The organism is Bradyrhizobium sp. USDA 3315 (assembly GCF_054056795.1).
The window spans coordinates 4,542,310-4,562,724 of the sequence record NZ_JBSRYP010000001.1 but is presented as its reverse complement, the minus strand read 5'-3'; the positions used below and the strand labels follow the sequence as shown (position 1 = coordinate 4,562,724).

The 20,415-nt window shown below is 64.7% G+C and carries 17 protein-coding genes and 1 other RNA gene; 7 read left to right on the top strand and 11 right to left on the bottom strand.

The genetic code is table 11. The features are described from left to right. Positions 1–122: 122 nt before the first annotated feature. From ACVIYL_RS20980 to ACVIYL_RS20960, 5 genes are all read right to left on the bottom strand, one after another. Positions 123–1,103: a tripartite tricarboxylate transporter substrate binding protein BugD gene (locus ACVIYL_RS20980; RefSeq protein WP_310880651.1), complete on the bottom strand. Its 981-nt coding sequence runs from the start codon at positions 1,101–1,103 to the stop codon at positions 123–125. A 134-nt stretch (positions 1,104–1,237) separates the two neighbouring features. Beyond that, a complete protein-coding gene (locus ACVIYL_RS20975) occupies positions 1,238–2,752 on the bottom strand; it encodes a tripartite tricarboxylate transporter permease (protein ID WP_018272999.1) in 1,515 nt (504 codons plus the stop codon). Between the two features lie 7 nt (positions 2,753–2,759). Continuing rightward, entirely contained in the window at positions 2,760–3,260 is a 501-nt protein-coding gene (locus tag ACVIYL_RS20970; RefSeq protein ID WP_057015038.1) for a tripartite tricarboxylate transporter TctB family protein, read from the bottom strand. Between the two features lie 93 nt (positions 3,261–3,353). Then, positions 3,354–3,887, bottom strand: a complete 534-nt coding sequence (locus ACVIYL_RS20965) for a chromate transporter (RefSeq protein ID WP_076824254.1) — start codon at positions 3,885–3,887, stop codon at positions 3,354–3,356. Beyond that, complete coding sequence (locus tag ACVIYL_RS20960) at positions 3,884–4,495, bottom strand: chromate transporter (RefSeq protein ID WP_310880652.1); 612 nt, start codon at positions 4,493–4,495, stop codon at positions 3,884–3,886. The genes ACVIYL_RS20965 and ACVIYL_RS20960 overlap by 4 nt, the downstream gene beginning before the upstream one ends. A gap of 89 nt (positions 4,496–4,584) precedes the next feature. Here ACVIYL_RS20960 and ssrA point away from each other — a divergent pair. The 6 genes from ssrA to ACVIYL_RS20930 all read left to right on the top strand — a co-directional run bounded on the left by ssrA (position 4,585) and on the right by ACVIYL_RS20930 (position 8,341). Further along, positions 4,585–4,940, top strand: a transfer-messenger RNA (tmRNA) gene (ssrA, locus tag ACVIYL_RS20955). 148 nt (positions 4,941–5,088) lie between these two features. Further along, positions 5,089–5,610 (top strand): SspB family protein, encoded by a 522-nt coding sequence (locus ACVIYL_RS20950; protein ID WP_057015035.1) that lies wholly within the window; start codon positions 5,089–5,091, stop codon positions 5,608–5,610. 167 nt (positions 5,611–5,777) lie between these two features. Then, positions 5,778–7,196, top strand: coding sequence for a class II fumarate hydratase (fumC, locus tag ACVIYL_RS20945; protein ID WP_196238196.1), 1,419 nt, complete (start codon positions 5,778–5,780; stop codon positions 7,194–7,196). A gap of 274 nt (positions 7,197–7,470) precedes the next feature. Next, positions 7,471–7,659 carry a DUF4169 family protein gene (locus ACVIYL_RS20940; protein WP_016841076.1) on the top strand — a complete coding sequence of 63 codons (189 nt, stop codon included), beginning with the start codon at positions 7,471–7,473 and terminating at the stop codon, positions 7,657–7,659. Continuing rightward, a complete protein-coding gene (locus tag ACVIYL_RS20935) occupies positions 7,656–7,931 on the top strand; it encodes a ribbon-helix-helix domain-containing protein (RefSeq protein WP_024580116.1) in 276 nt (91 codons plus the stop codon). The genes ACVIYL_RS20940 and ACVIYL_RS20935 overlap by 4 nt, the downstream gene beginning before the upstream one ends. A 56-nt stretch (positions 7,932–7,987) precedes the next feature. After that, positions 7,988–8,341: a VOC family protein gene (locus tag ACVIYL_RS20930; protein WP_076824248.1), complete on the top strand. Its 354-nt coding sequence runs from the start codon at positions 7,988–7,990 to the stop codon at positions 8,339–8,341. 64 nt (positions 8,342–8,405) lie between these two features. Here ACVIYL_RS20930 and ACVIYL_RS20925 read toward each other — a convergent pair whose 3' ends face one another. Next, a complete protein-coding gene (locus tag ACVIYL_RS20925) occupies positions 8,406–12,113 on the bottom strand; it encodes an AsmA family protein (RefSeq protein ID WP_456779585.1) in 3,708 nt (1,235 codons plus the stop codon). A 199-nt stretch (positions 12,114–12,312) separates the two neighbouring features. Then, a complete protein-coding gene (locus ACVIYL_RS20920) occupies positions 12,313–13,545 on the bottom strand; it encodes a cytochrome P450 (RefSeq protein ID WP_456779584.1) in 1,233 nt (410 codons plus the stop codon). 157 nt (positions 13,546–13,702) lie between these two features. Here ACVIYL_RS20920 and ACVIYL_RS20915 point away from each other — a divergent pair, with 157 nt between their 5' ends. Next, the gene (locus tag ACVIYL_RS20915) at positions 13,703–14,314 is read left to right on the top strand and encodes a TetR/AcrR family transcriptional regulator (protein ID WP_028342330.1); all 612 of its coding nucleotides are present in this window, start codon (positions 13,703–13,705) and stop codon (positions 14,312–14,314) included. A gap of 4 nt (positions 14,315–14,318) precedes the next feature. Here ACVIYL_RS20915 and ACVIYL_RS20910 read toward each other — a convergent pair whose 3' ends face one another. The 4 genes from ACVIYL_RS20910 to ACVIYL_RS20895 all read right to left on the bottom strand — a co-directional run bounded on the left by ACVIYL_RS20910 (position 14,319) and on the right by ACVIYL_RS20895 (position 20,301). Next, positions 14,319–15,611: an MFS transporter gene (locus ACVIYL_RS20910; protein WP_456779583.1), complete on the bottom strand. Its 1,293-nt coding sequence runs from the start codon at positions 15,609–15,611 to the stop codon at positions 14,319–14,321. 170 nt (positions 15,612–15,781) lie between these two features. Beyond that, positions 15,782–16,420 (bottom strand): hypothetical protein, encoded by a 639-nt coding sequence (locus tag ACVIYL_RS20905; RefSeq protein WP_253607591.1) that lies wholly within the window; start codon positions 16,418–16,420, stop codon positions 15,782–15,784. Beyond that, positions 16,380–17,021 carry a hypothetical protein gene (locus ACVIYL_RS20900; protein ID WP_310880656.1) on the bottom strand — a complete coding sequence of 214 codons (642 nt, stop codon included), beginning with the start codon at positions 17,019–17,021 and terminating at the stop codon, positions 16,380–16,382. Before ACVIYL_RS20900 ends, ACVIYL_RS20905 begins: the two co-directional genes overlap by 41 nt. A 40-nt stretch (positions 17,022–17,061) precedes the next feature. Further along, on the bottom strand, positions 17,062–20,301 hold the full coding sequence (locus tag ACVIYL_RS20895; RefSeq protein ID WP_456779582.1) for an AAA family ATPase: 3,240 nt from the start codon (positions 20,299–20,301) through the stop codon (positions 17,062–17,064). Positions 20,302–20,415 lie beyond the last annotated feature (114 nt).

Genomic DNA, 20,415 nt, shown 5'->3' with positions numbered 1-20,415 from the left:
CGGTCGGCACGCTGATTCGGCTGAACACACCGATTATACCCTGAAAAGTGAGCACTCCGCGCCAAACGACAAGGGGCGGAACTCGCGTCCCGCCCCTATCCTATCCACTTGATTGTACTGGATTAAGTTGCCGGCTTGAGCACCGGCGTCCACTTCGCGATCTCGTTCTTGACGAGGGTCGCGAGCGCCTCCGGCGTACGGTTGGCGGGTGCCGGGATCACGCTGCCGAGGTCGAGCAGGCGCTTGCGGACATTCTCATCGTCGAGCGCCTTGATGGCCGCGGCATTCAACGTGGCGATGATGGCGGGCGAAGTTCCCTTCGGCGCGAAAATCGCATTCCAGGCCTGGGCCTGGAAGGCCGGCAAGCCGGCTTCCGTCGTGGTCGGCACATTGGGCAGCGACGGGTTGCGCTCGGGGGTCGCGACCGCATAGGCCTTAATGGTGCCGGCGTTGATCTGCGGCACCGCGTTGACGATCTGGTCGCACATGTAGTCGACCTGGCCGGCGACCAGCGCATTCATGGCCGGGCCGGTGCCGTTGAAGGGCACGCCGACCGGCTTGATGCCGAGGATCGAGTTCAGGAGCTCGCAGGAGGCGTGCGAGACCGAACCGATGCCGGCATGCGCGGCGTTGACCTTCTCGGCATTGGCCTTCACGTAGGCGACGAATTCCTTGAGGTCCTTCGGCGGAAAGTCCTTGCGGGCAAGGATCAGGATCGGCGTGCCGGCGAGCAGCGCGACGGGCTCGAAATCCCTTTCCGGGTGGTAGGCAAGCTTCGGATAGAGCGGCACGGAGGCAGCGTGCGTGCCCATATGCCCTGTGATCAACGTATAGCCGTCATTGGCGGCACGTGCGGCGCGCGTCGTCGCGGTGGTGCCGCCGGCGCCGACCACGTTCTCGATGACGATGCTCTGTCCCAGCGTCTGCGCCATGTGCGCGGTGACGATGCGCGAAATGACGTCGGTCGGGCCGCCGGCTGCGAACGGCACGATCATGGTGATGGTGCGGGTCGGATAATTTTGCGCAGACGCCGGTACGGCGAATGCGCCGAGCGCGACAAATGCCGAAAGGCATGCGCCCGCAAGCGAGCGAATGGACATCATCTCAATTCCTCCCGGTGATCGTTTGACCAATAAAAATGCCGGCCAAATCGGCCGGCATTTTCATTTCACGGGACGACATCGAGTGTCGATTCGACTTCCGCCTGCGGCGCGCCGACGCAGGGCCGACGGCTCGCTCAGCCCTCGGATTCCACGAACACTTCGTCGCGCTTGGCACGCAAGGTCGGCAGCACGGCAAGCACCAGGAGACCGGCCGCGATCGCCAGCAGCACCGCCGACAGCGGCCGCGAGACGAACACGCTCCAGTCGCCGCGCGAGATCAACAGCGCGCGACGCAGGTTCTCCTCCATCAGCGGGCCCAGCACCATGCCGAGCAGCAGCGGTGCCGGCTCGAAATCGTGCTTGATCAGCCAATAGCCGACCAGGCCGAACACGCCGGCGAGCACGACGTCGACCGGCGCGTTGTTCACCGAGTAGATGCCGATCGCGCAGAACACCACGATCGAGGGGAACATCAGGCGGTACGGCACGCGCAGCAGACGGACCCAGATGCCCACCAACGGCAGGTTGATGATGATCAGCATCAGATTGCCGATCCACATCGAGGCGATCATGCCCCAGACCAGATCGGGCTGCTTCTGCATCACCTGCGGACCCGGCACGATGCCGTGGATGGTCATCGCGCCGACCATCAGCGCCATCACCGCGTTCGGCGGGATGCCGAGCGTGAGCAGCGGGATGAACGAGGTCTGCGCCGCGGCGTTGTTGGCGCTTTCCGGCGCCGCCACGCCCTCGATCGCGCCGCGGCCGAACCGCTTCGGATCCTTCGCCAGCTTCTTCTCCAGCGTATAGGCCGCGAACGACGCGATCACGGCGCCGCCGCCCGGCAGGATGCCGAGGATCGAGCCGAGCACGGTGCCGCGCAGGATCGCAGGCGTGGAATCCGCGATGTCCTTCCTGGTCGGCATCAGACCGGTGATCTTCTGCTGCACCAGGTTGCGGTTCATCTCGGCGCCGTGGTCGAGGTTGCGGATGATCTCGGCGAAGCCGAACACACCCATCGCCACGGTGGCAAAGCCGAGACCGTCGGCGAGTTCGGGGATGTTGAAGGCCATGCGCGAGGCGCCGGTCTCGATGTCGGAACCGACCATCGACAGCAACAGGCCGAACACGATCATCGCGATCGCCTTCAGCACCGAGCCCTTGGCGAGCACCACCGCGAAGATCAGGCCGAGCACCATCAGCGAGAAATATTCAGCCGGACCGAACGCCAGCGCGAGCTTGGTCAGCGGCGCGCCGAGCACGGCGATCAGCACGGTCGCGACGCAGCCGGCGAAGAACGAGCCGATCGCGGCGATCGCCAGAGCCGGACCGGCGCGGCCCTGCTTGGCCATCTGGTGGCCGTCAAGCGCGGTGACGACGGAGGTCGCCTCGCCCGGAATATTGACCAGGATCGAGGTGGTCGAGCCGCCATATTGCGCGCCGTAATAGATGCCGGCGAGCATGATCAGCGCACCGACCGGCGGCAGGCCGAAGGTGATCGGCAGCAGCATGGCGACGGTGGCGATGGTGCCGATGCCCGGCAGCACGCCGACCAGCGTGCCGACCAGTGCGCCGATCAGGCACATCAGAAGGTTGATCGGCGAGAATGCGACCGCGAAACCGTGGGCGAGATTGGCAAACAGTTCCATCACGCCCTCACTGGATCAGGAAACGCGGGAACATCGGCATCGGAAGTCCCAGCACATAGGGGAAAAGCAGCGCGCAGCCGAGGGTCAGACAGGCGCCGACAATGATGGCCTCGACCAATTTCGTCTCCTGCGAGCCCATCGCCGCGATCATGAAGGCGGCAAAGGCGGAGACCACAAGCCCGAGCGGCCGGATCGCCAATGCGAAGAACACGATTGCGGCGGATACGAACAACGGGCCGCGCCAGGAATAGGCCGCGATATGCGGGCCATTCTGCAGAACTCCCATCAGCGCGACACCACCGCCGAGCAACAGCAGCAGCACGGCGAACATGCGCGGCGCGGTTCCGGCGCCGAACGAAAATCCGTGCATGCCCTGCAAATCGCTCGAGGCCCACAAGGCAAACAGCGCAACCGCCATCATGGCGAGCCCGCCGACAAAATCCTGCGGACCGCGCACCCATTTCGGCAAGATCGATTTGACCGGCGCCTCGCTCGGCGTATCGCTCATGACTTCGCTTCCCCCGTCAGGGCTGTCCCGCCCGTTTTGATTGAATGGCTTGGTTTGTGGTGCGTTGACCGAAAGCCTTGCTAGCGATTTTCGTCAGATAACGCCAGCGAAACCCAAAAGGCCTCCGGCCAGCAACATCCACAAAGGGTTGATCCGCGTCGCAAAAGCAAGCGCGGCCGCGACAATGGTGATCAGGACCGCGATCCAACTTTGGTCTGAGGTCTGCGCCACGATCAGGCCGGAGGCCGCCATCAGACCGATCGACAGCGGAACCAGTGCCGCCTGGATCATCGCCGGCCAGCGCGCCTCGCGCGAGCGATCGAGGAAACGGCTCACATAATAGGCAAGCAGCGCGGTCGGTCCGCACATCGCCACCGTCGCGGCCAACGCCCCGGCGACGCCTGCGACAGAATAGCCTATCAAGGTCACGATCAGCACGTTCGGCCCCGGCGAGAGCTGCGAGATCGCGAATACGTCGGCGAACTGCTTGTCGGTCAGCCAGTGATGCACGTCGACGGCGGCACGGTGCATTTCGGGAATCGCCGAATTGGCGCCGCCGACCGCAAACAGCGACATCAGGCCGAAGGTCCAGACCAGCGCCGCGATCGGGTTGGACTCCGAGCTCATGCCCGCACCATGCGGCGCGCCAGGACCGTCGTCGCAATGCTGAGCGGGATCGCCACCAGCAGCACGATCTGGAGCGGCCAGCGGATCAGTCCGATCGCGACGAAAACAGCAGCCAGAATGACGAGGCCCGTGACATCGCGCCGCTTCAGGAGCGGCATCATCATCTTGAAGACGACGGCGAACAGCAGCCCGACCGCGGCGCAGGCGACGCCGGCGAGCGTCCGGCGCAGCACGTCGATGTCGCCGTAACGGGCATAGAGCGCGGCAAGGATGGTCGCGATCACCATCGGCGGCCCGACCAGCCCGGCGAAGGCCGCGAGCCCGCCGGCTATGCCGCGAAAGCGCGAGCCGAATACGACCGACAGGTTGACGATGTTCGGACCTGGCAGGAAATGGCACAGCGCGAAGGTCTCGTTGAACTCCTCCGCGGTCATCCAGCGGTGCTGCTCGACGATCGCGCGGCGGGCCCAGACCAGAACCCCGCCAAAGCCGGCCAGCGACATCTTGGCAAAGGCCAGGAACAGCTCGAGCAGGCCGGGCTGGTGGGGCGGCGATGGTACGGGGGCATCCGGCGCCGGGGCGGCAACCGGCGGAGATTCCGGGGGCATGGACGAAACCTAGAACGGCGCCGGGACAGCGCCAAGACCTTGGCCAGCCCCAAATCGGCGGGTTTTCACAGCCGAAAGGACCTGAATCGGCTCTGTTTTTCTAAGACTTTGCCGCTATATTGGGGGTGCCGGTTCGCCGGCTATGGAAATAAATGACCGTCGCAATAAACCATTCGGACCCGGGGGCGGTACCCGGCGCCTCCACCAAAACCCATCCGTCGCGGTGGCTTTCGGCGGGGGCGAAATAGGATCGACGAGGGCGTAAAGGGCGTGTTTTTTCTCGGTATGGTTCCGCCGACATCGGGCCAATGCAATAGTTGCCAACGACAACTTTGCTCCGGTTGCTCAGGCTGCGTAACGCAGTTTGAAAGACCATCTTAAAGTCCTAGCGGGTTAAGCTCCGCTAGGCGGGGTTCGGAGGCACCTGGCAACAGAAGCCTCCACTTTATCCCTTGTTTCCCAATCGGGCGTCCGCGCGCATTTCAGCGGCCAGCCCTGCTGATTTCCGGCTCCCGGCGGGGTAGCATGGCAAAAGGGCGAGTCGGACGGTCCGGCGCCGCCCCGGCGGGCATTTTCGAAGCGACAGGATCACCATGGCGACCGATCACATCCGATATGACGTGCTGGCGCGCGATGCGCTGCGCGGGGTGCTGCGCCGGGTGCTGTCCGACGCCGCCGAGCATGGCCTGCCGGGCGAGCATCATTTCTACATCACCTTCCTGTCGCACGGCGACGGCGTGAAGCTGTCGCCCCGGCTGCTCGCGCAGTATCCGGAGGAGATGACCATCATCCTGCAGCACCAGTTCTGGGATCTGGTGGTGACCGAGGATCGCTTCGAGGTCGGCCTGTCGTTCGGCGGGATTCCCGAGCGGCTGACCGTGCCGTTCGCCGCGGTGACGCGCTTCCTCGATCCGTCCGCGCCGTTCGATTTGCGCTTCGATGTCTCGGACGCATTGTCCGAAGAAGCCCCTCCCGCCACCGCACCGGCCTCTCCCCTGCCCGCCCCTGCGGCCCACGCAGCGGCCGAGACCGAGAGCGCCGAGACCGAGCAGGAGCCCGCGAAGCCCAGCGAAGGCGCCGAGGTCGTGCGGCTGGACCGCTTCCGCAAGAAATAATCTAAGCGCAGATCACGCCTCGACCTTGTAGGATGCTTGCCGGGATCGGGATGACAAATCGTCATCGCGGCCTACCTTCTGCATGAACGTGCCCTTCACGCGGACGCTGTCGCGTTGCCGCGCCGGGCCACGTTTTGATGACGCAACGGCAAGCATCCACGGAAAGCATGATGGCTCGATCGACGATCCCCTCCAAGGCAAAGACCCGCAGCGAGACCGACAGCTTCGGTCCGATCGACGTTCCCGCCGACCGCTATTGGGGCGCGCAGACCGAACGCTCGCGGCAGAATTTCAAGATCGGCCACGACCGCATGCCGATCGCGATCGTCCATGCACTCGGCATCGTGAAGCTTGCGGCCGCGGAGACCAATCGCGAGCTCGGCCAGCTCGATGCGCGCCGCGCCGGCGCCATCATCCGCGCAGCCAAGGAAGTAATCGAAGGCAAGCTCGACGACAATTTCCCGCTGGTGGTCTGGCAGACCGGTTCGGGCACGCAGAGCAACATGAACGTGAACGAGGTGATCGCCAACCGCGCCAACCAGATGCTCGGCGGCGAGCTTGGCGCCAAGAAGCCGATTCATCCGAACGATCACGTCAACATGAGTCAGTCGTCGAACGACTCGTTTCCGACCGCGATGCATATCGCCGCAGCGAGCCGCATCGTCGCCGATCTGATTCCGGCACTCACCGAACTGCATCGCGCGTTGCGCAACAAGGAGAAGGCGTTTGCCAAGATCGTCAAGATCGGGCGCACCCACACCCAGGATGCGACGCCGCTGACGCTCGGCCAGGAATTCTCCGGCTACGCCGCGCAGGTCGAGAGCGGCATCGCGCGGCTGCGCGTCGCGGTGAAAGATCTGTTTCCGCTCGCGCAGGGCGGCACCGCCGTCGGCACCGGCCTCAACTCGAAGCCGCGATTTGCGAAAACCTTCGCGCGCCACGTCGCCAAGATCACCAAGCTGCCGTTCACCAGCGCGGCCAACAAGTTCGAGGCGCTGGCTTCCAACGACGCCTATGTGCTGGTGCACGGCGCGATCAACTCGGTGGCGACCGGCCTGTTCAAGATCGCCAACGATATCCGCTTGCTCGGCTCGGGCCCGCGCTCGGGCCTCGGCGAGTTGATCCTGCCCGAGAACGAGCCGGGCTCGTCGATCATGCCGGGCAAGGTCAACCCGACCCAGTGCGAAGCCATGACCATGGTCTGCTGCCAGGTGTTCGGCAATCAGACCACGATCACCGTCGCCGGCAGCCAGGGCCATTTCGAGTTGAACGTGTACAAGCCTGTGTTGGCATACTGTATGATAAATTCCATTCAGTTGCTGTCTGACGTTGTCCGCTCATTTACCGAGCATTGCGTTGTCGGAATACGCGCCGACGAAAAGCGCATCAACGAACTGATGCAGCGCTCGCTGATGCTGGTCACCGCACTCGCACCGAAGATCGGTTACGACAACGCAGCCAAGGTCGCCAAGTCGGCGCATGCGCGCGGAACGACGCTGAAGGAAGAGGCTTTGCGGCTCGGATTTGTTTCCGCGGATGAATTTGATCGCCTCGTGCAGCCGGACAAAATGACACACCCGGGCTAAAGCGAAGCGCGCATTGTCCGGATAATTACGGTCAGCGCGCGTGATATAATTATGGATCATAACGCCTAAAGACTAAGGCGCGTTACCTATGAGCTCTGCGCTGGCGCATGGTACAGACGTCTAGTTTTCGCAGAGCGAAACGGATTCTTTGATGCTATCAGAGCATCAAACGGGGATTCGGGATGGATATCGAGCCGGGCGCGTAGCGCAGTTGCTCTTGCTTTCGTCACGATGCATCACCAATTCCGCTCTGGGGACGATGAGGACGACGAGCATGGGCGACGTGGTCAACTTGAAACGATTCAAGAAGCGCGGTGAGCGCGAACAAGCAGCGAAGCAGGCCGAAGCCAATCGTGCGCTATTCGGTCGCACCAAATCCGAACGAGCGCGTGACGAATTCCTCGGCGAGCGCAACGCGCGTGTGCTCGATCAGCACCGCATCGAAAATGGAGACGCATCATGAAGTCTCCCGTCGTCAAGCGCTCGATTGTCGTCGCCGGACACAAGACCAGCGTCAGCCTCGAAGAAGCCTTCTGGAATGGCATGAAGGAGATTTCCGGTCTGCGGAACATGACGCTGTCGGAGTTGGTCGGCGAGATCGACAACAACCGTCAGCAGGGCAATTTGTCCTCCGCGATCCGGCTGTTCGTGCTCGACTACTTCCGCTCGCGCGCCACGCCGGCGGTGCCCACGGATGTCAGGCCGCAACAGGTTGACACGCGTCAGCAGGCCTGACGGCCGTCTCCGACCGTCGCCACCAGTAGACGGTCGTTCCGCTGCGCGGGCTCAGCATGAAGGTCAATCGGATCGTCGCGAACGTTGCCGCACCGGACACAGCGGCAGCGAAGTCGTTTTATCGCGACGTGCTTGGCCTCGAGCCCCTGATGGATTTCGGTTGGGTTGCGACTTATGGCTCATCCGAAACAATGCAGGCTCAAATCAGCTTCGCTTCCGAAGGTGGCTCCGGCACGCCGGTGCCTGATCTCTCCATTGAGGTTGACGATCTCGACGAGGCCCTGCGCCGAATGAAGGCAGCCTGCATCGCGATCGAATACGGACCGGCGGACGAGCCGTGGGGCGTGCGGCGCTTCTTCGTCCGCGATCCCTTCGGCAAGCTGATCAATATTCTCCAGCACCGATCATGAGCCAGCGCTTCGTTTGACGCGCTGTCTTGACGCGAACCGGTGCCCACTTCGCTTGAAAGCGCGTTTAGTTCTGCATCGCCGGCCGCTGCGGTGGATTGGCGACCTGCGGCGTCAGCGACAGCGGGGGCCGCAGCGGCTTTGGCCTGGCCGCGCCGGGCGCCGGCTTGACCTCGATCGGCGGCGGCAGCGGCGCCAGCTGCGGCTGGCTCGCAAGCGACGCGGGCGGCGCAATGGCGGGCGCGGTGGCGGCCGGCGGGACAGTCGGCGGCCGCGGCGCAACGATCTTCGGCTTCGCCGGCACGCGGCGCGGATCAGGACCAGGCCCCGGCAAGTTGGCGGAAGGCACGCCTGCCGAATTCGGGTTGGATGCATCCGGCGCCGGCTCGGCCGGATGCGGAAGCGCCGTTTCGGTCGGCGGCGGCGCCGGTTCGCCGCGCTCGATGGCGTCGAGCCGCTTGGTCTCCCGGTCGATCGCGCGCACCGCAAGCCACGACGACAGCGCCGCAATGTCGATGCTGCGCGACAATCCGTCGGGCGTGCCAACGGCAAGCAGCTGGATTTCCGGTCGGCTGTTGGCCGTGCCGACCTGCGTCGATGCCAGGGCGGCGCGGATGTCGGCCTGGTCGGCCGGAATGTCGTAGCCGCCGGATACGATCGCATTGGCGCCGTTCGCCGCGAGCGTGGTGGCGCCGACCCGGAGACGGCCGTCGCGGATGTTGAAGGGGATTTGCGCCGAAGCAATCGACAGCGCGCCGCTCGCGAGCACCGGTTCGACGATCTGCCGCAGCCGCGTGTCGTCGGTCGCCTGCCCGGAATCGCTGGCGCGGATCGCAACCTCGAAGGCGCGCGGATCGAGGCCCGGAAGGCTCAGCCCCTCCAGCGTCACGGTGCCGCTGCCGGACAGCGCGCCGGTCAACGCCGAGGCGCTGCGGCCCTGCGTCAACAACGTCATCTGCATCGAAGCGCGCCCCTTGGGCATCGCGAGACTGCGGTAGCGCAAGGCTGAACTGTCGATGCCGGACAGCTGCACATTGGCGCTGAGCGCAAGTCCGTTGGCGCCCTGTCGCGCATCGATGGTGGCGGTCGCCTCGCCACCGCCGAGCTTGCCCTTGATGCCGTCGAAGGTCAGCGATTGCCCGTCCGACCTGATGGTGCCGCTGACCGGCTGCAGTTCGGCGCCACCCGGCAGCAGGCCATGCAGCGCTTCGAACGTGACCTTGCCGCGCCAGGCGCTTGTGAGGCCCTGGCCGAGCGGCTCCGTCGCATCGTGACCGGCCGCGCCGATCGCGGCCGCGAAAATCGGCGCCAGCGTGATCTGATCGAGACCGACTTCGCCGTCGACGCTTTTCTGATCGGCGAGCGTCAGCGCCAGATGACCGCGCAGCCGTGAACCGGCGACGATGCTGTCGAGATCGTCGAAGGTCAGCTTGTCGCCCGCGAGCGTCAGCTTCGACGACAGGCGGATGTTTGCGACCGGATCGGCTGGCTTCAGATTGAGCAGCGGACTGATGTCGGCGCTGCGGACGCGGAGGCTGATGCTCGATTTGCCCGCGTTGGCCCCGTCCTTGGTCCAAGGCTCCGCGGTCCCTTCGGCATCCGCGTCGAGCCCTGCGCCCCAGAGCCTTGCCTTCAGCCGCAACGGCGCGCCCCACGCGCCGATCGCCGTGCCCTCGAATTGCGTCGAACCGGCACCGGCTGCGACCGCATGGTCAAGCCCAAGCAGCGCCAGCAAAGCGTTGCCATCGCCTGCCGAGAATTTCGTCTCCGCTGCAACCTCGTGGCGGCGAAGTGCATCGAAGTCCAGCGCACGGATCGCGGCCACCTGTGGCGTCGCCGAAATCACCGTATTGCCCTTGAGCTGCGGCGTGTCGAGATCGAGCGTCGCGCGCGCGCTGACGCGGTCGGCAGCCTTGCCCTTGCCGAGGTCGAGCGCGAGCCTGGCGCGAACCGGGCCGGCATCCGCGCGGAGCACGCCAAGCCGCGCGGCCAGCGCCGGCGCGAACGGCTGAACCACAGCGGTCAGCCGGCCAAGCGACGCGGCGGTCGCGTCGACCGCGAGCTTGCCGGTCGAATTGGCGCGGTCGAAATTGCCGCTGCCGTCGAGCGTGACGTTGTCGGGCTGGCCGATCTTGACGCGCTCGAGCACGACATTCTTCGGGCTATAGGCGACCTTCGCCAGCAGCGGCCGCAATTCCTGCCCGGAAGAGACCGCGCGCCCGACGTCGAGCGACAGCTGCGCCTCGTCGGGCCATTCGCCTTGCGGACCGGCCAGCGAGCGGATCAATGCCGCGGTCGCGTCGAGATCGAGCCGATCCGCCTTCAACTGCGCCTCGACCTTCGAGCCGCTGGTTGCCTCGCGGTACGTAACCGCGACGCGGCCCTCGAGCGTGCCGCTTTCGATCTCCGCCTTCATCGCATCGATCGAAAAGCCCGATGGTGACACCATGACGTCGCCGCGCAAACGCAGCGGCCTCTGGCTGCGATAGGTGGCGTCGCCGCGCCCCTGCAGCCAGGTCATCAGCGCGTCGGGATCGGACGATTCGATGTTGAGCGCGGTCTTGAAGCTGTTCGCCGCTCCAGCTTGCGCGCTGGCACCGCTCATCGAGACCCGCGTGGATCCCGGCGCGCGAAATTCCAGCCGGCGCACCGTCCATGATTTCGCATCCGATCGCAGCTCCGCCGAGATGTCCTGCAATGGACGGCCGCCGAGCATGATCTGCTCGGATGCCAGCTCCACCTGCGCCGGTATCGGGCTTTGCGGAAGACCCGACAACACCGCGCGCATCGCCGGCAGCACGCGGACCGGCTCGACATTGCCATTGCTGCTATCCTTGGCGGCGAACTTGTCGCCGTCGAGCTGCCGCGCCGTAAGCGAGGCGCGCAGCAGCGGCGACGCACCGAAACGCAGATCGCCATTGCCGGCGAGCTTCAGCGCACGGTCCTCGGCGCCATAGCTCACGTCGATCTGGTCGAGCCGCGCCGCCGAATAATCCGATTTCACCTTGGCCGCGATCCGCCATGGCGGCGCATCGCCGCCGCGCTGACCGGGCGCACCCGCCAGCGTCAGCGTGCCCTCGAACCGCGGCGCGCGGGCCTCGAATGTCAGGATGCCGTCGAGATCGGCCGACACCGGCCGCTGCCCGGGATCGATGCTGAAGTGCAGGCGAGTGCCGCTGCCATCGGCGCTCTGCCCCGAGGAGACCCGAAACGGGTAGCGGTTGCCGTCGAACATGAAATTGCCGTCACCCCGGATCGCGCCGGCAAGCGAGCGGACGTCGCCACTGAAGGCAATGTCGTTGAGCTCGAGCGTGCTGCGGCTCGCTGCATCATGCAGCGCGATGCGGCCGGTCAGGTTGAGCCGGTCGATCGCCAGCGAAGCGAGGTTGAAGCTCCCGCTCGACGGCGACCAGTCGATCCGCCCTTTCGGGTCCAGCCCGAGATCGAGCGACACGCCGTTGATGGTGAGCTCGTTCGCGCGCCACTCGCCGCGCATCAGCGAGCTCAGGCTGAGTTCGACGTCGAGATTGGCAGCCCGAATCTTGCCGAGGTCGTTGGCGCCGCCGACGGTGACCGTCTTCAACCGCAGCGAGGGTGCCGGCAGCAGACGCGCGTCGAGATTGCCGGCGACGCGAATCGGCACGCCGATGATCTTGGACGCCTCCGCCTCGAACTGCGGCCGGAACTGGTTCCAGTCAACGAAATATGGACCGACCAGCGCCGCGACCAGTGCAAGAATGAAGGCAATTGCCAGGCCGAGCAGCGTCGTCTGCACGGTGTCTCCCTTTGAGCCAGCTCCGGGGCAGCCTCCTCATGCTGAACCCTTTGCCAACCTCTGGCCGGAGCAACCCAAATATAGAGACAAGTACGGCGAAGTCACAGCCGGTTTACTGCTGGGACTCTGGACAGATGGTTGATTTCCCGTTCAAGCGTGCGTGTGCCGGCCTCGCCGCGGATCGCTGCCCGCGGGAACGTCACCAGCTCGCCGGCAGCCGCTTCAGCCCGCGCAGCACGAAGGTCGGGCGCCACTCCGGATTTTCCGCGTCATCGAGCCGCAGGTCGGGAATTCGGCGCAGCAGTGTCGAGATCGCGATCTCGGCCTCGATCCGCGCCAGCTGGGCGCCGAGACAGAAATGGATGCCTCCGCCGAACGACAGCGGCTTGACGTTCGGCCGCCGGATGTCGAGCCTTTCGGGGTGGTCGGGGTAGACAGTCTCGTCGTGATTGGCCGAGCCCAGGAGGCACAGCACGCTCTCGCCCTTCGGGATGCGCTTGCCACCGAGATCGTCGATATCCTCCAGCGCGACACGGCCGGTCAGCTGCACCGAGGAATCGTAACGCAGAAACTCCTCGATCGCGTTGGTGATCAGGCCGGGATTGGCCTTCAGCAGCGCGAGTTGGTCCGGGTTGCGGAACAGCGCCAGCAGGCCGTTGCCGATCAGGTTCACGGTCGTCTCGTGGCCGGCGCCGAACAGCAGGATGATGTTGCCGGTCAGTTCCTCGTTGGTGAGCTTCTGGCCGTCCTCTTCGGCCTGCACCAGCTGGGTGGTGAGGTCGTCGCCGGGCTGCTTGCGGCGCAGCTCGAACAGCTGATGGAAATACATCGCCGCCATCGCATTGGCGGCGTTGCCCTGCTTGATTTCCTCGGGCGTCAGCGGCACCGGCTCGAGGATGCGGCCGCCATCGCGCGAACCGTTGTAGAAGGCCTCGCGATGTTCCTCGGGGATGCCGAGCATGTCGCAGATGATGGTGACCGGCAGGCGGAACGCGAAATCCTCGATCAGGTCCATCTTGCCTTGCGGAATGATGCGGTCGAACGTCTCGTCGACGACGTGCTGGATGCGCGGCCGCATGTCCTCGACCCGCCGCGCGGTGAAAGCCTTGACGACAAGGCCACGCAGGCGGGTGTGGTCGGGCGGATCCTGCTGCAGCATCCAGTGGCTCATGCTGCGGAAGACCGGCTCGTCCATGATCTTCGGACCGTAGCGGCGGATCGAGCGCTCGGCAAAATCCTTGCCGAACCGCTTGTCGCGCAGCACGAGGCTCGCCTCGGCGTGCCGGCTGGCGACGAAAGCGCCGTGCACATTGACATGCATCGGATCGAGGCGGCGCAGCCGCTCGTAATACGGATAGGGATTGCGAATGAATTCAGGCGCCAGTGGATTGAAAAGCGGCTCGCCGCTCGCCGGCTGAACTTGCTCGTTCATGGTGACCTCGTTCGCTCGCTACGCCGATGCCTAAAAGGCTGGCGTGCCCTGGTGTCATCCTCAAGACCGCATCATCACGGATGCGGCTGTTCTGGTTCTGTCGAATGCAACTCGATACACTCTTGTATCGAGTTGCATTCTGCCCTAAAATGCGCCGATGTCAAGGGTTCGAACCAGACCGACACGGGACGACACCTGCGAGAAGCTGTTCGAGGCTGCGGCGCGGGTGTTCGAGGAACAGGGCATCGGCGGCGCCAGCATCGAGGCGATCGCGGCCGCGGCGGGCTTCACCCGCGGCGCCTTCTATTCGAACTTCAAGAGCAAGGACGAGCTGATCTTCGCGATGCTCGAGGATCACGTCGAGCAATCGATCCGGCGCAATCTCGACTTGCTCGCCCGGCACAGCAACCTGGCCGACTTCCTCGAGGCGCTGCGCACCATGGATCGCAGCCGGCAGGATCCGCTCGGCCGCTCCCCTCTCCTGCACATGGAGATGATCCTGTTCGTGGCGCGCGCCGAGAAGCGCCGGCCCGAGCTCGCCAAACGTCTGCGCGCGCGGCGCAAGCTGATCGCCGACATTGTCACGACTGCGCAGAAGAACAGCGGCCGGAACGGCAGACTCGATCCGGATTGGACCGGAGCGATCGTGCTGGCGCTGGAAGATGGTTTCCGCCTGCACCGCCTGATCGATCCGGAAACCACCCCCGCCGACAGCTGCCTGCGCGCGATCACCGACCTGCAGCGCGCCATCGGCGTTTCGTCGGCCTGATGCGTCAGGCCGCGCTTGCGGCCTTGTGCATCTGTCCGGCGACGGCGCGGACCTTGCGGGGCGCGGCCTGCCAGATCGCAAATGCCGACAGCAGGCTGACGGCGATCCCGAGCAGGAAGGCGCTGGTATAGCTGCCCGAGAGATCATAGAGCTGGCCGGTGATCCAGGGGCCTGCAGCGCCGCCGGCGAGCGCAGCCAGCATCACGGTGCCGAAGATGCTGCCGTAATGCTTGCCCTGGAAGATCTCCAGCACGACCGGTCCCATCACGGATGTCAGGCCATAACCAAGCGCGCCCTGGGTGAAGACCATGAGATAGATCAGCGTCATGTTGGGCCAGTATTTCAAGGCGGCGAGCGCGGCGAAGCAGATCACGAAGCCGAAGCAGGAGATCGCCCACACCCATTCGCGGCCGATCCGATCGGAGAGATGCCCGAGCCAGATCTGGCCGGGAATGCCGAGCAGGCTGACGACGCCAAGCGCCCAGACGCTGACGCTGGAGCTGAAGCCGATGTCGAGCAGGAATTTGGTCTGATGCACCTGCACCGCGTACCAGATGTACAGGCCGCAGAAATAACCGATCGCGATCCACCAGAACCGCGCGGTGCGCAGCGCACGCGACAGCGTCCAGTCGGTGCCGGCCCACACGGGGTCGACGATATTCGATGCCGGCCTGGCTGACGTCGCCGTCGGCGCGGCATCGCCGTCGGGCTGCAGGCCGATGTCCTCCGGCCGCTTGTGCAGCAAGAGATTGATCGGCGCCAGCACGACCAGCACCACGATCCCCATTGCGGTGCAGGCGGTGCGCCAGCCGGTGTGCTCGATCATGTGCTGCACCCACGGCAGCAGCGTCACCGAGCCGATGCCGACGCCCGCGAAGGCGAGCCCGATCGCAAGTCCGCGGCGGCGGAGGAACCAGTTCGGCACGAACAACGATTGTCCGGAATAGCCGAGGCAGACGCTGCCAGCGCCGACCAGCACGCCGATCGTGAGATAGAGGTGCCAGGGCTGCGTCGTCAGCGGCGCCAGCAGCAGGCCCGAGCCCATCAAGAGCACGCCAAGCTCCATCACCGCGCGCGGACCGCCGCGGTCCATCAACCGGCCGATCAGCGGACTTGCGATCGCCGAGGCGACAAAGCCGAACGAGAAGGCGCCCGCCGTGATGCCGCGCTCCCAGCCGAATTCCGAGATGATCGGCGGATAGAACAGCGAGAACGCCGTACGCGCGTTGACGCCGATCGCCATGGTGACGAAGGTCACCGCGACGATGATCCAGCCGTAGAAAAAGGGAAGTCGCATCGGACGCAGCATTCCATCCGCAACGGAACAGGCTGGACCGGCGCCGTAGCGGACACTTGGGCAGCCGGCAGCAGGCGCTGCCACCAGCCAGATTCAGGACGACCTGGAGACAGAAGGGCCGACGCATCCGTCGACCCTTGCCGCCACAATCAACCGCCGTGACCGCCTCGTCAACGCTTGCGCGGACGCTTGGCCGACTTTTTGGCTGCCTTCTTCTTGCCAACGACCTTCTTCTTGCCGGCGCGCTTCCCGCCGCCTGATTTGGTGCGCCTGAACGTTGGCCTGCGGAGCGAAAGCTCGGGCCAGGCGATCGGCTGTTCACCGCTGTCCGGGTCGTTGTCGCCGGGCGGATCTTCGGCGCTGTCATCCATCGGCCCTTGCACGACCAGATGGACAAGATAGGCGGTACCGGCCCCATTCAGGTAGTTCGCGAGCGGCTCGTTGTTGCTCGGAAACAGATGCGGATGGGTCACCACGCTGTTTTCCTCGACCGAGAACTTCACCGCCTTGATCGCGGTTCGGGTCATCGCGTCGCCCAGGATCTTCTTGATCGCCTCTTGCGTCTCCTGAGGCAGCACATGGTGGAGAAAGAAGAACCATTTCCGCTTGGCATCATCCTTCCCGTAGTCCTTGCTCGGATAGGCACCGATGCGGAACGCCACGCGCCGCAACCTGTGGCTCGGATCAAACAGCTTTTCTTTCTTGTTGTGCTTGCGAAGAGTAGCCAGATCCTTGCCGCTGAAGAGCTCATTCAACCGGTCCACGATTTCAGCATCGGGACCGCTGCCGACGGGAAGTAGCGCACCCATTTGTCGTCTCCCTTTGTGCAATTTGATTCAGTCGTAAGAACTCGGACAGATAGCACCGCGGAATTGCCGGCGCGGCCTCCGGTCGAACCAGTACATGTTTGCGCCTCGGCCAATGATCGGCCCAGCACACGCTTGGACCGCGCTTGCGAGCTCTCAGGCCGCAAGCGGCAAGCGCAGTCAACTGCTCGATGCTCGATACCGCGCGCTCAATCGAGAGCGTGCGCCCGGTCTGCTTGCGTAGCCGGGCTGCGCCCTTGGCGAGAATCCAGCGGTCCGCCGCGCACTCGCAACCGAGCTCGGAATTGGCGGCGAGCCGGCCGCCTTTCGACAGATGGTGTCCGACTTCGTGAAGCACGGCGAAGACCAGGCCATCGGCGTTCATCGCCGCGTGGTAAGCCAGTCCGCCATAGATCCGCACGACGCGGTCGTTGCCACGAATGAAGGCCTGGGCATTGACGGTTGCGCTGCCTTCGTCGAGTTCGAAAAGCAGATCGGGAAACGCACGCCTGAAATCGGCAAGGATGTCGCAAAGGAGCGCGTCCCTGCGCGTGCGGGCGCTTCCTTTGCCGACCGGTTCGCCCGTCATATTCGCGAACAACATGAGATCATCCGAATGGGATCAGAACAAATTCACTCGCAATTCAAATATTATTGGCTTCGTTCGAACTTCGACTCGCTTTGACCGTCTTTCCCGCGCCACCGACAAAGGGCGCGAAGATCATCGCGCCGGTCTCGTGAAGCAGCGCGGTCGCGCGGTCCAGTTCCTTCGTGCCCTCCTCGGCCTCATCGCTGCGCCCGGAGCGCAACAGCAGATCGGCGCGAACCGATCGGGCAAGGCATTCCGGAATGCGCGCGTGCCGCTTGACCGCAACCGCAATCGCCTCGTCGACGGCGGACAACGCCGCCGCCGCATCTCCCTTCTGCCGATACGCGTTCGCCAGATCGGCGAGAATCCGTGCTTCGTTTTCGAGGCCGGCCTTGCGGGTTCGCGCGAAGTCGAGCGCGGCCGTCAGGTCCTCGATCGATGATGTGATCCGACCTGCCACCATATGGGACAGGCCGCGGCTGGCCTGGGCGTAGACGCGCAAATATGGATTGCCGCTTTTGACCGCGAGCAAGAAGGCGCGATCGGCGTGGTGCTGGGCCAGTCCGACGTCGCCTTCGGACCAGGCGAGGTCGACATAGGCGAGGCTCGGAATGACATAGTGAATGGCATCGACCTGGCTGCCATCCAGTTGCAGCACGCGATCGAGCAGTGGCCGGGCCTCGGACCCGCGCCCTAGCATCACGAGCGTCTGCCCGCGCATGGCGGTCAACCAGACCTCGACGTCGAATCCAAGCGTCTCCCGGTCCGACTTCACGATCTCCGAGGCGCGCGCGGCCGCCTCCAAGTTCATCTGCAGCGCCTCCGACATCCGCCCCGAGAGCCGGAGCGCATGACAGAGAATGGCCTTCAGCGTGACCTGGACGCTGGTGTCGGTGCCGGTGTCGGCAAGCGCCTTGGCTTCCAGCACCCGCTCGACATATTCGTCGGCCGAGCCGCCATTCGCCAAAATCCGGCCGTAGGCAGCGTGAATCAGCGTGTTGGCGCGCAGGTCCCCCATCGCGAGCGCGAGGCCGCGGGCTTCCTCGAAATAGACCTGCGCATCGGCGGCGGAAATTCCCTCGCGCCAGCCGAAATTCACGATCTGGCCACAGGCCATCATCTTCAGATAGTCGGTCATTTGCGACGGAGGCTGGTGCGTCAGCAGTTCACGCACCTTCTTCCAGCTCCGCAAGGCCTGACTGGGATCGTTCGCGCCGACCCAGACCGCCGCACGCATGTGCTGCTGCGCCGCCTTCAAATGTTCGCCGGCATGCTCCCAATGGTAGGCGAGAAGCGACGCCCGTTCCTCGGCGCGATCCTTGAACAGCTTCTCGATCGCCTGCGCGACGGCCGCGTGAAGCTCGCGGCGCCGCTCGTGCAACAGCGACAGATAAGCGACTTCCTGGATCAGCGGATGACGAAACGCGATCAGCCGCTGCTCGAAGGGAGGCACGTCGTAGAGCAATTCGGCGCGTCGCAAATGTCCCACGGCTTCCAGCAGCTCGGCCTTCGCCAGTCCGGCAACGGCATCGAGAACCGACAACGAAATCTCGCGCCCGGCAACCGAAGCGACCTCGAGGGCTCTTTTTGCGTGTTCGTCGAGGCGATCGATGCGCGCCGCGACCACTGCTTGCACGGTCGTCGGAAGCGGGATTGTGTCGATGCCGCCCTTCAGCCGGTACGCGCCCTTCTCGCCCTCGAAGTCGCCGCGCTCGACGAGGGCGCTCATGAGCTCTTCCAGGAAGAACGGATTGCCGTGCGCGCGCTCGACGATGTTCCGGCTCAACAGCGCCAGCGACGGGTCGGTACCAAAATGATCGCGCAAGATCGATTGCGCCTCCGCGGGCCCAAGCGGCGCCATGTTGATCTGCCGATAATGCGACCGCTGCATCAGCGGCGCGCTCAATCCGGCCCTGAAATTGACCAGCAGCATCGTCGTGGTTCCGACCACGGCGTCGGCAAGGGCCTCGACAAACTCCTCGCTCGCCGGATCGATCCAGTGCAGATCGTCGATCAGGACGACCGTCACATTGTCACGAGGTGCGGCGCGTACCAGTTCGCCGACGAAATCGAGCAATTGGGCCTTGCGGGCCTTGGGATCCAGTTTCGGCGCGGGCTGGTGCGGGTCCGCCAGACCGAGGAATTCCAGCAGCACGGGTGCCAGATGATCGGAGACCGGCATCGCCGCCAGCCGGTCGAAGATACGGCGGCGCGAAACGTCCGGCGCTTCCTCCTTGATGCGAAGGCCGAAAATATCCCGAAGCAGCGCCAGCACCGGCTGAAACGGCGTTGCGCGGCCGTGCGCGAGCACACGCGCCTCGAAGACGCGGATGCCCTTGCTGCGACAACTCTCGGCAAATTCGAAGCAAAGGCGACTCTTTCCAATGCCGGCTTCGCCGACGACACCGATCACCCGGCCATCTCCCTTGCGGGTGTTCTCGAGTTCAGCTGTCAGCGCCGCAAACTCGTCGGCGCGGCCGGTCAAGGGACTCAACCGTCGTCCGGTCCGGAACACACCGCTCGACGGCGCATGCTGAAGGCCCCTCAGCCTGAGCACCTCGACGGGAGCCGCGAGCCCCCGAATGGCCTGCTCGCCAAGCGACTCCACCTCCACGAACTGCTTCGCGACAGCGTAGGTTTCCCTCGAGACCAGAATGGTGCCGGGCTCGGCAAGGTGCTCCAGTCGACTGGCGAGGTGCACGTTCGCGCCCGCGGCATCATAGGTTTGATAGATGCCGTGCTCGATGGCCTGGAAGACGACCTCACCGGTGTGGACGCCGACGCGGATTTGCATATCGACGTCATGCAGCCGCTTGACGTCATCCTGCATCGCCAACGCCGCGAGACAGCCCCGAACGGCGTGATCCTCATGAGGCTGCGGGGCGCCGAACATCGCCATGACGCCGTCGCCTTGGGCCTTGTTGACGACGCCGCCGTAGCGGTGAACCGCCTCGTTCATCAGGTCGAGCACCGGCTGCAAGCGCCGCATGCCCAGTTCGGGATCTCCGAGGCTATCGATGATGCCCGTCGAGTTGCTGATATCAGCGAAAAGGATCGTGAGGCGCTTCCGCTCCCCGCCCTTGGCATGCAGGCTCCTCAGGGCATGCTCGTGCGACGGCTGAACCCGGGTCGCGTCAATCGCCGTCGCCAACGCAGCGCCACACTTTCCGCAAAAGCGGCTGCTTGATCCGTTCAGGTGGCCGCAAGCTTCACACGTAATTCCGAGAGAGGCCCCGCACCCTTCGCAATACTCATTGGTCGCCCTGTTCTGACAACCGCAACGCAAACATTGCATCGTAGGCCTCTTGAAGAGAGCTGCAGACGCAGGCAACCGCAACAAGTCTTAAAAACAACGCGACAATGATCACAATCGGGCATCGCTGTGAAGCTTAGCAAAGCCGCCTGCACC

Bases quoted from the DNA above. Each gene is read 5' to 3' on its own strand.
- ACVIYL_RS20910 (WP_456779583.1), bottom strand. From the start codon at position 15,611: ATGCGACTTCCCTTTTTCTACGGCTGGATCATCGTCGCGGTGACCTTC.
- ACVIYL_RS20905 (WP_253607591.1), bottom strand. From the start codon at position 16,420: ATGGGTGCGCTACTTCCCGTCGGCAGCGGTCCCGATGCTGAAATCGTG.
- ACVIYL_RS20960 (WP_310880652.1), bottom strand. From the start codon at position 4,495: ATGCCCCCGGAATCTCCGCCGGTTGCCGCCCCGGCGCCGGATGCCCCC.
- ACVIYL_RS20915 (WP_028342330.1), top strand. From the start codon at position 13,703: ATGTCAAGGGTTCGAACCAGACCGACACGGGACGACACCTGCGAGAAG.
- ACVIYL_RS20950 (WP_057015035.1), top strand. From the start codon at position 5,089: ATGGCGACCGATCACATCCGATATGACGTGCTGGCGCGCGATGCGCTG.
- ACVIYL_RS20970 (WP_057015038.1), bottom strand. From the start codon at position 3,260: ATGAGCGATACGCCGAGCGAGGCGCCGGTCAAATCGATCTTGCCGAAA.
- ACVIYL_RS20930 (WP_076824248.1), top strand. From the start codon at position 7,988: ATGAAGGTCAATCGGATCGTCGCGAACGTTGCCGCACCGGACACAGCG.
- ACVIYL_RS20935 (WP_024580116.1), top strand. From the start codon at position 7,656: ATGAAGTCTCCCGTCGTCAAGCGCTCGATTGTCGTCGCCGGACACAAG.
- ACVIYL_RS20980 (WP_310880651.1), bottom strand. From the start codon at position 1,103: ATGATGTCCATTCGCTCGCTTGCGGGCGCATGCCTTTCGGCATTTGTC.
- ACVIYL_RS20920 (WP_456779584.1), bottom strand. From the start codon at position 13,545: ATGAACGAGCAAGTTCAGCCGGCGAGCGGCGAGCCGCTTTTCAATCCA.
- ACVIYL_RS20895 (WP_456779582.1), bottom strand. From the start codon at position 20,301: ATGCAATGTTTGCGTTGCGGTTGTCAGAACAGGGCGACCAATGAGTAT.
- ACVIYL_RS20975 (WP_018272999.1), bottom strand. From the start codon at position 2,752: ATGGAACTGTTTGCCAATCTCGCCCACGGTTTCGCGGTCGCATTCTCG.
- fumC (WP_196238196.1), top strand. From the start codon at position 5,778: ATGATGGCTCGATCGACGATCCCCTCCAAGGCAAAGACCCGCAGCGAG.
- ACVIYL_RS20940 (WP_016841076.1), top strand. From the start codon at position 7,471: ATGGGCGACGTGGTCAACTTGAAACGATTCAAGAAGCGCGGTGAGCGC.
- ACVIYL_RS20965 (WP_076824254.1), bottom strand. From the start codon at position 3,887: ATGAGCTCGGAGTCCAACCCGATCGCGGCGCTGGTCTGGACCTTCGGC.
- ACVIYL_RS20900 (WP_310880656.1), bottom strand. From the start codon at position 17,021: ATGTTGTTCGCGAATATGACGGGCGAACCGGTCGGCAAAGGAAGCGCC.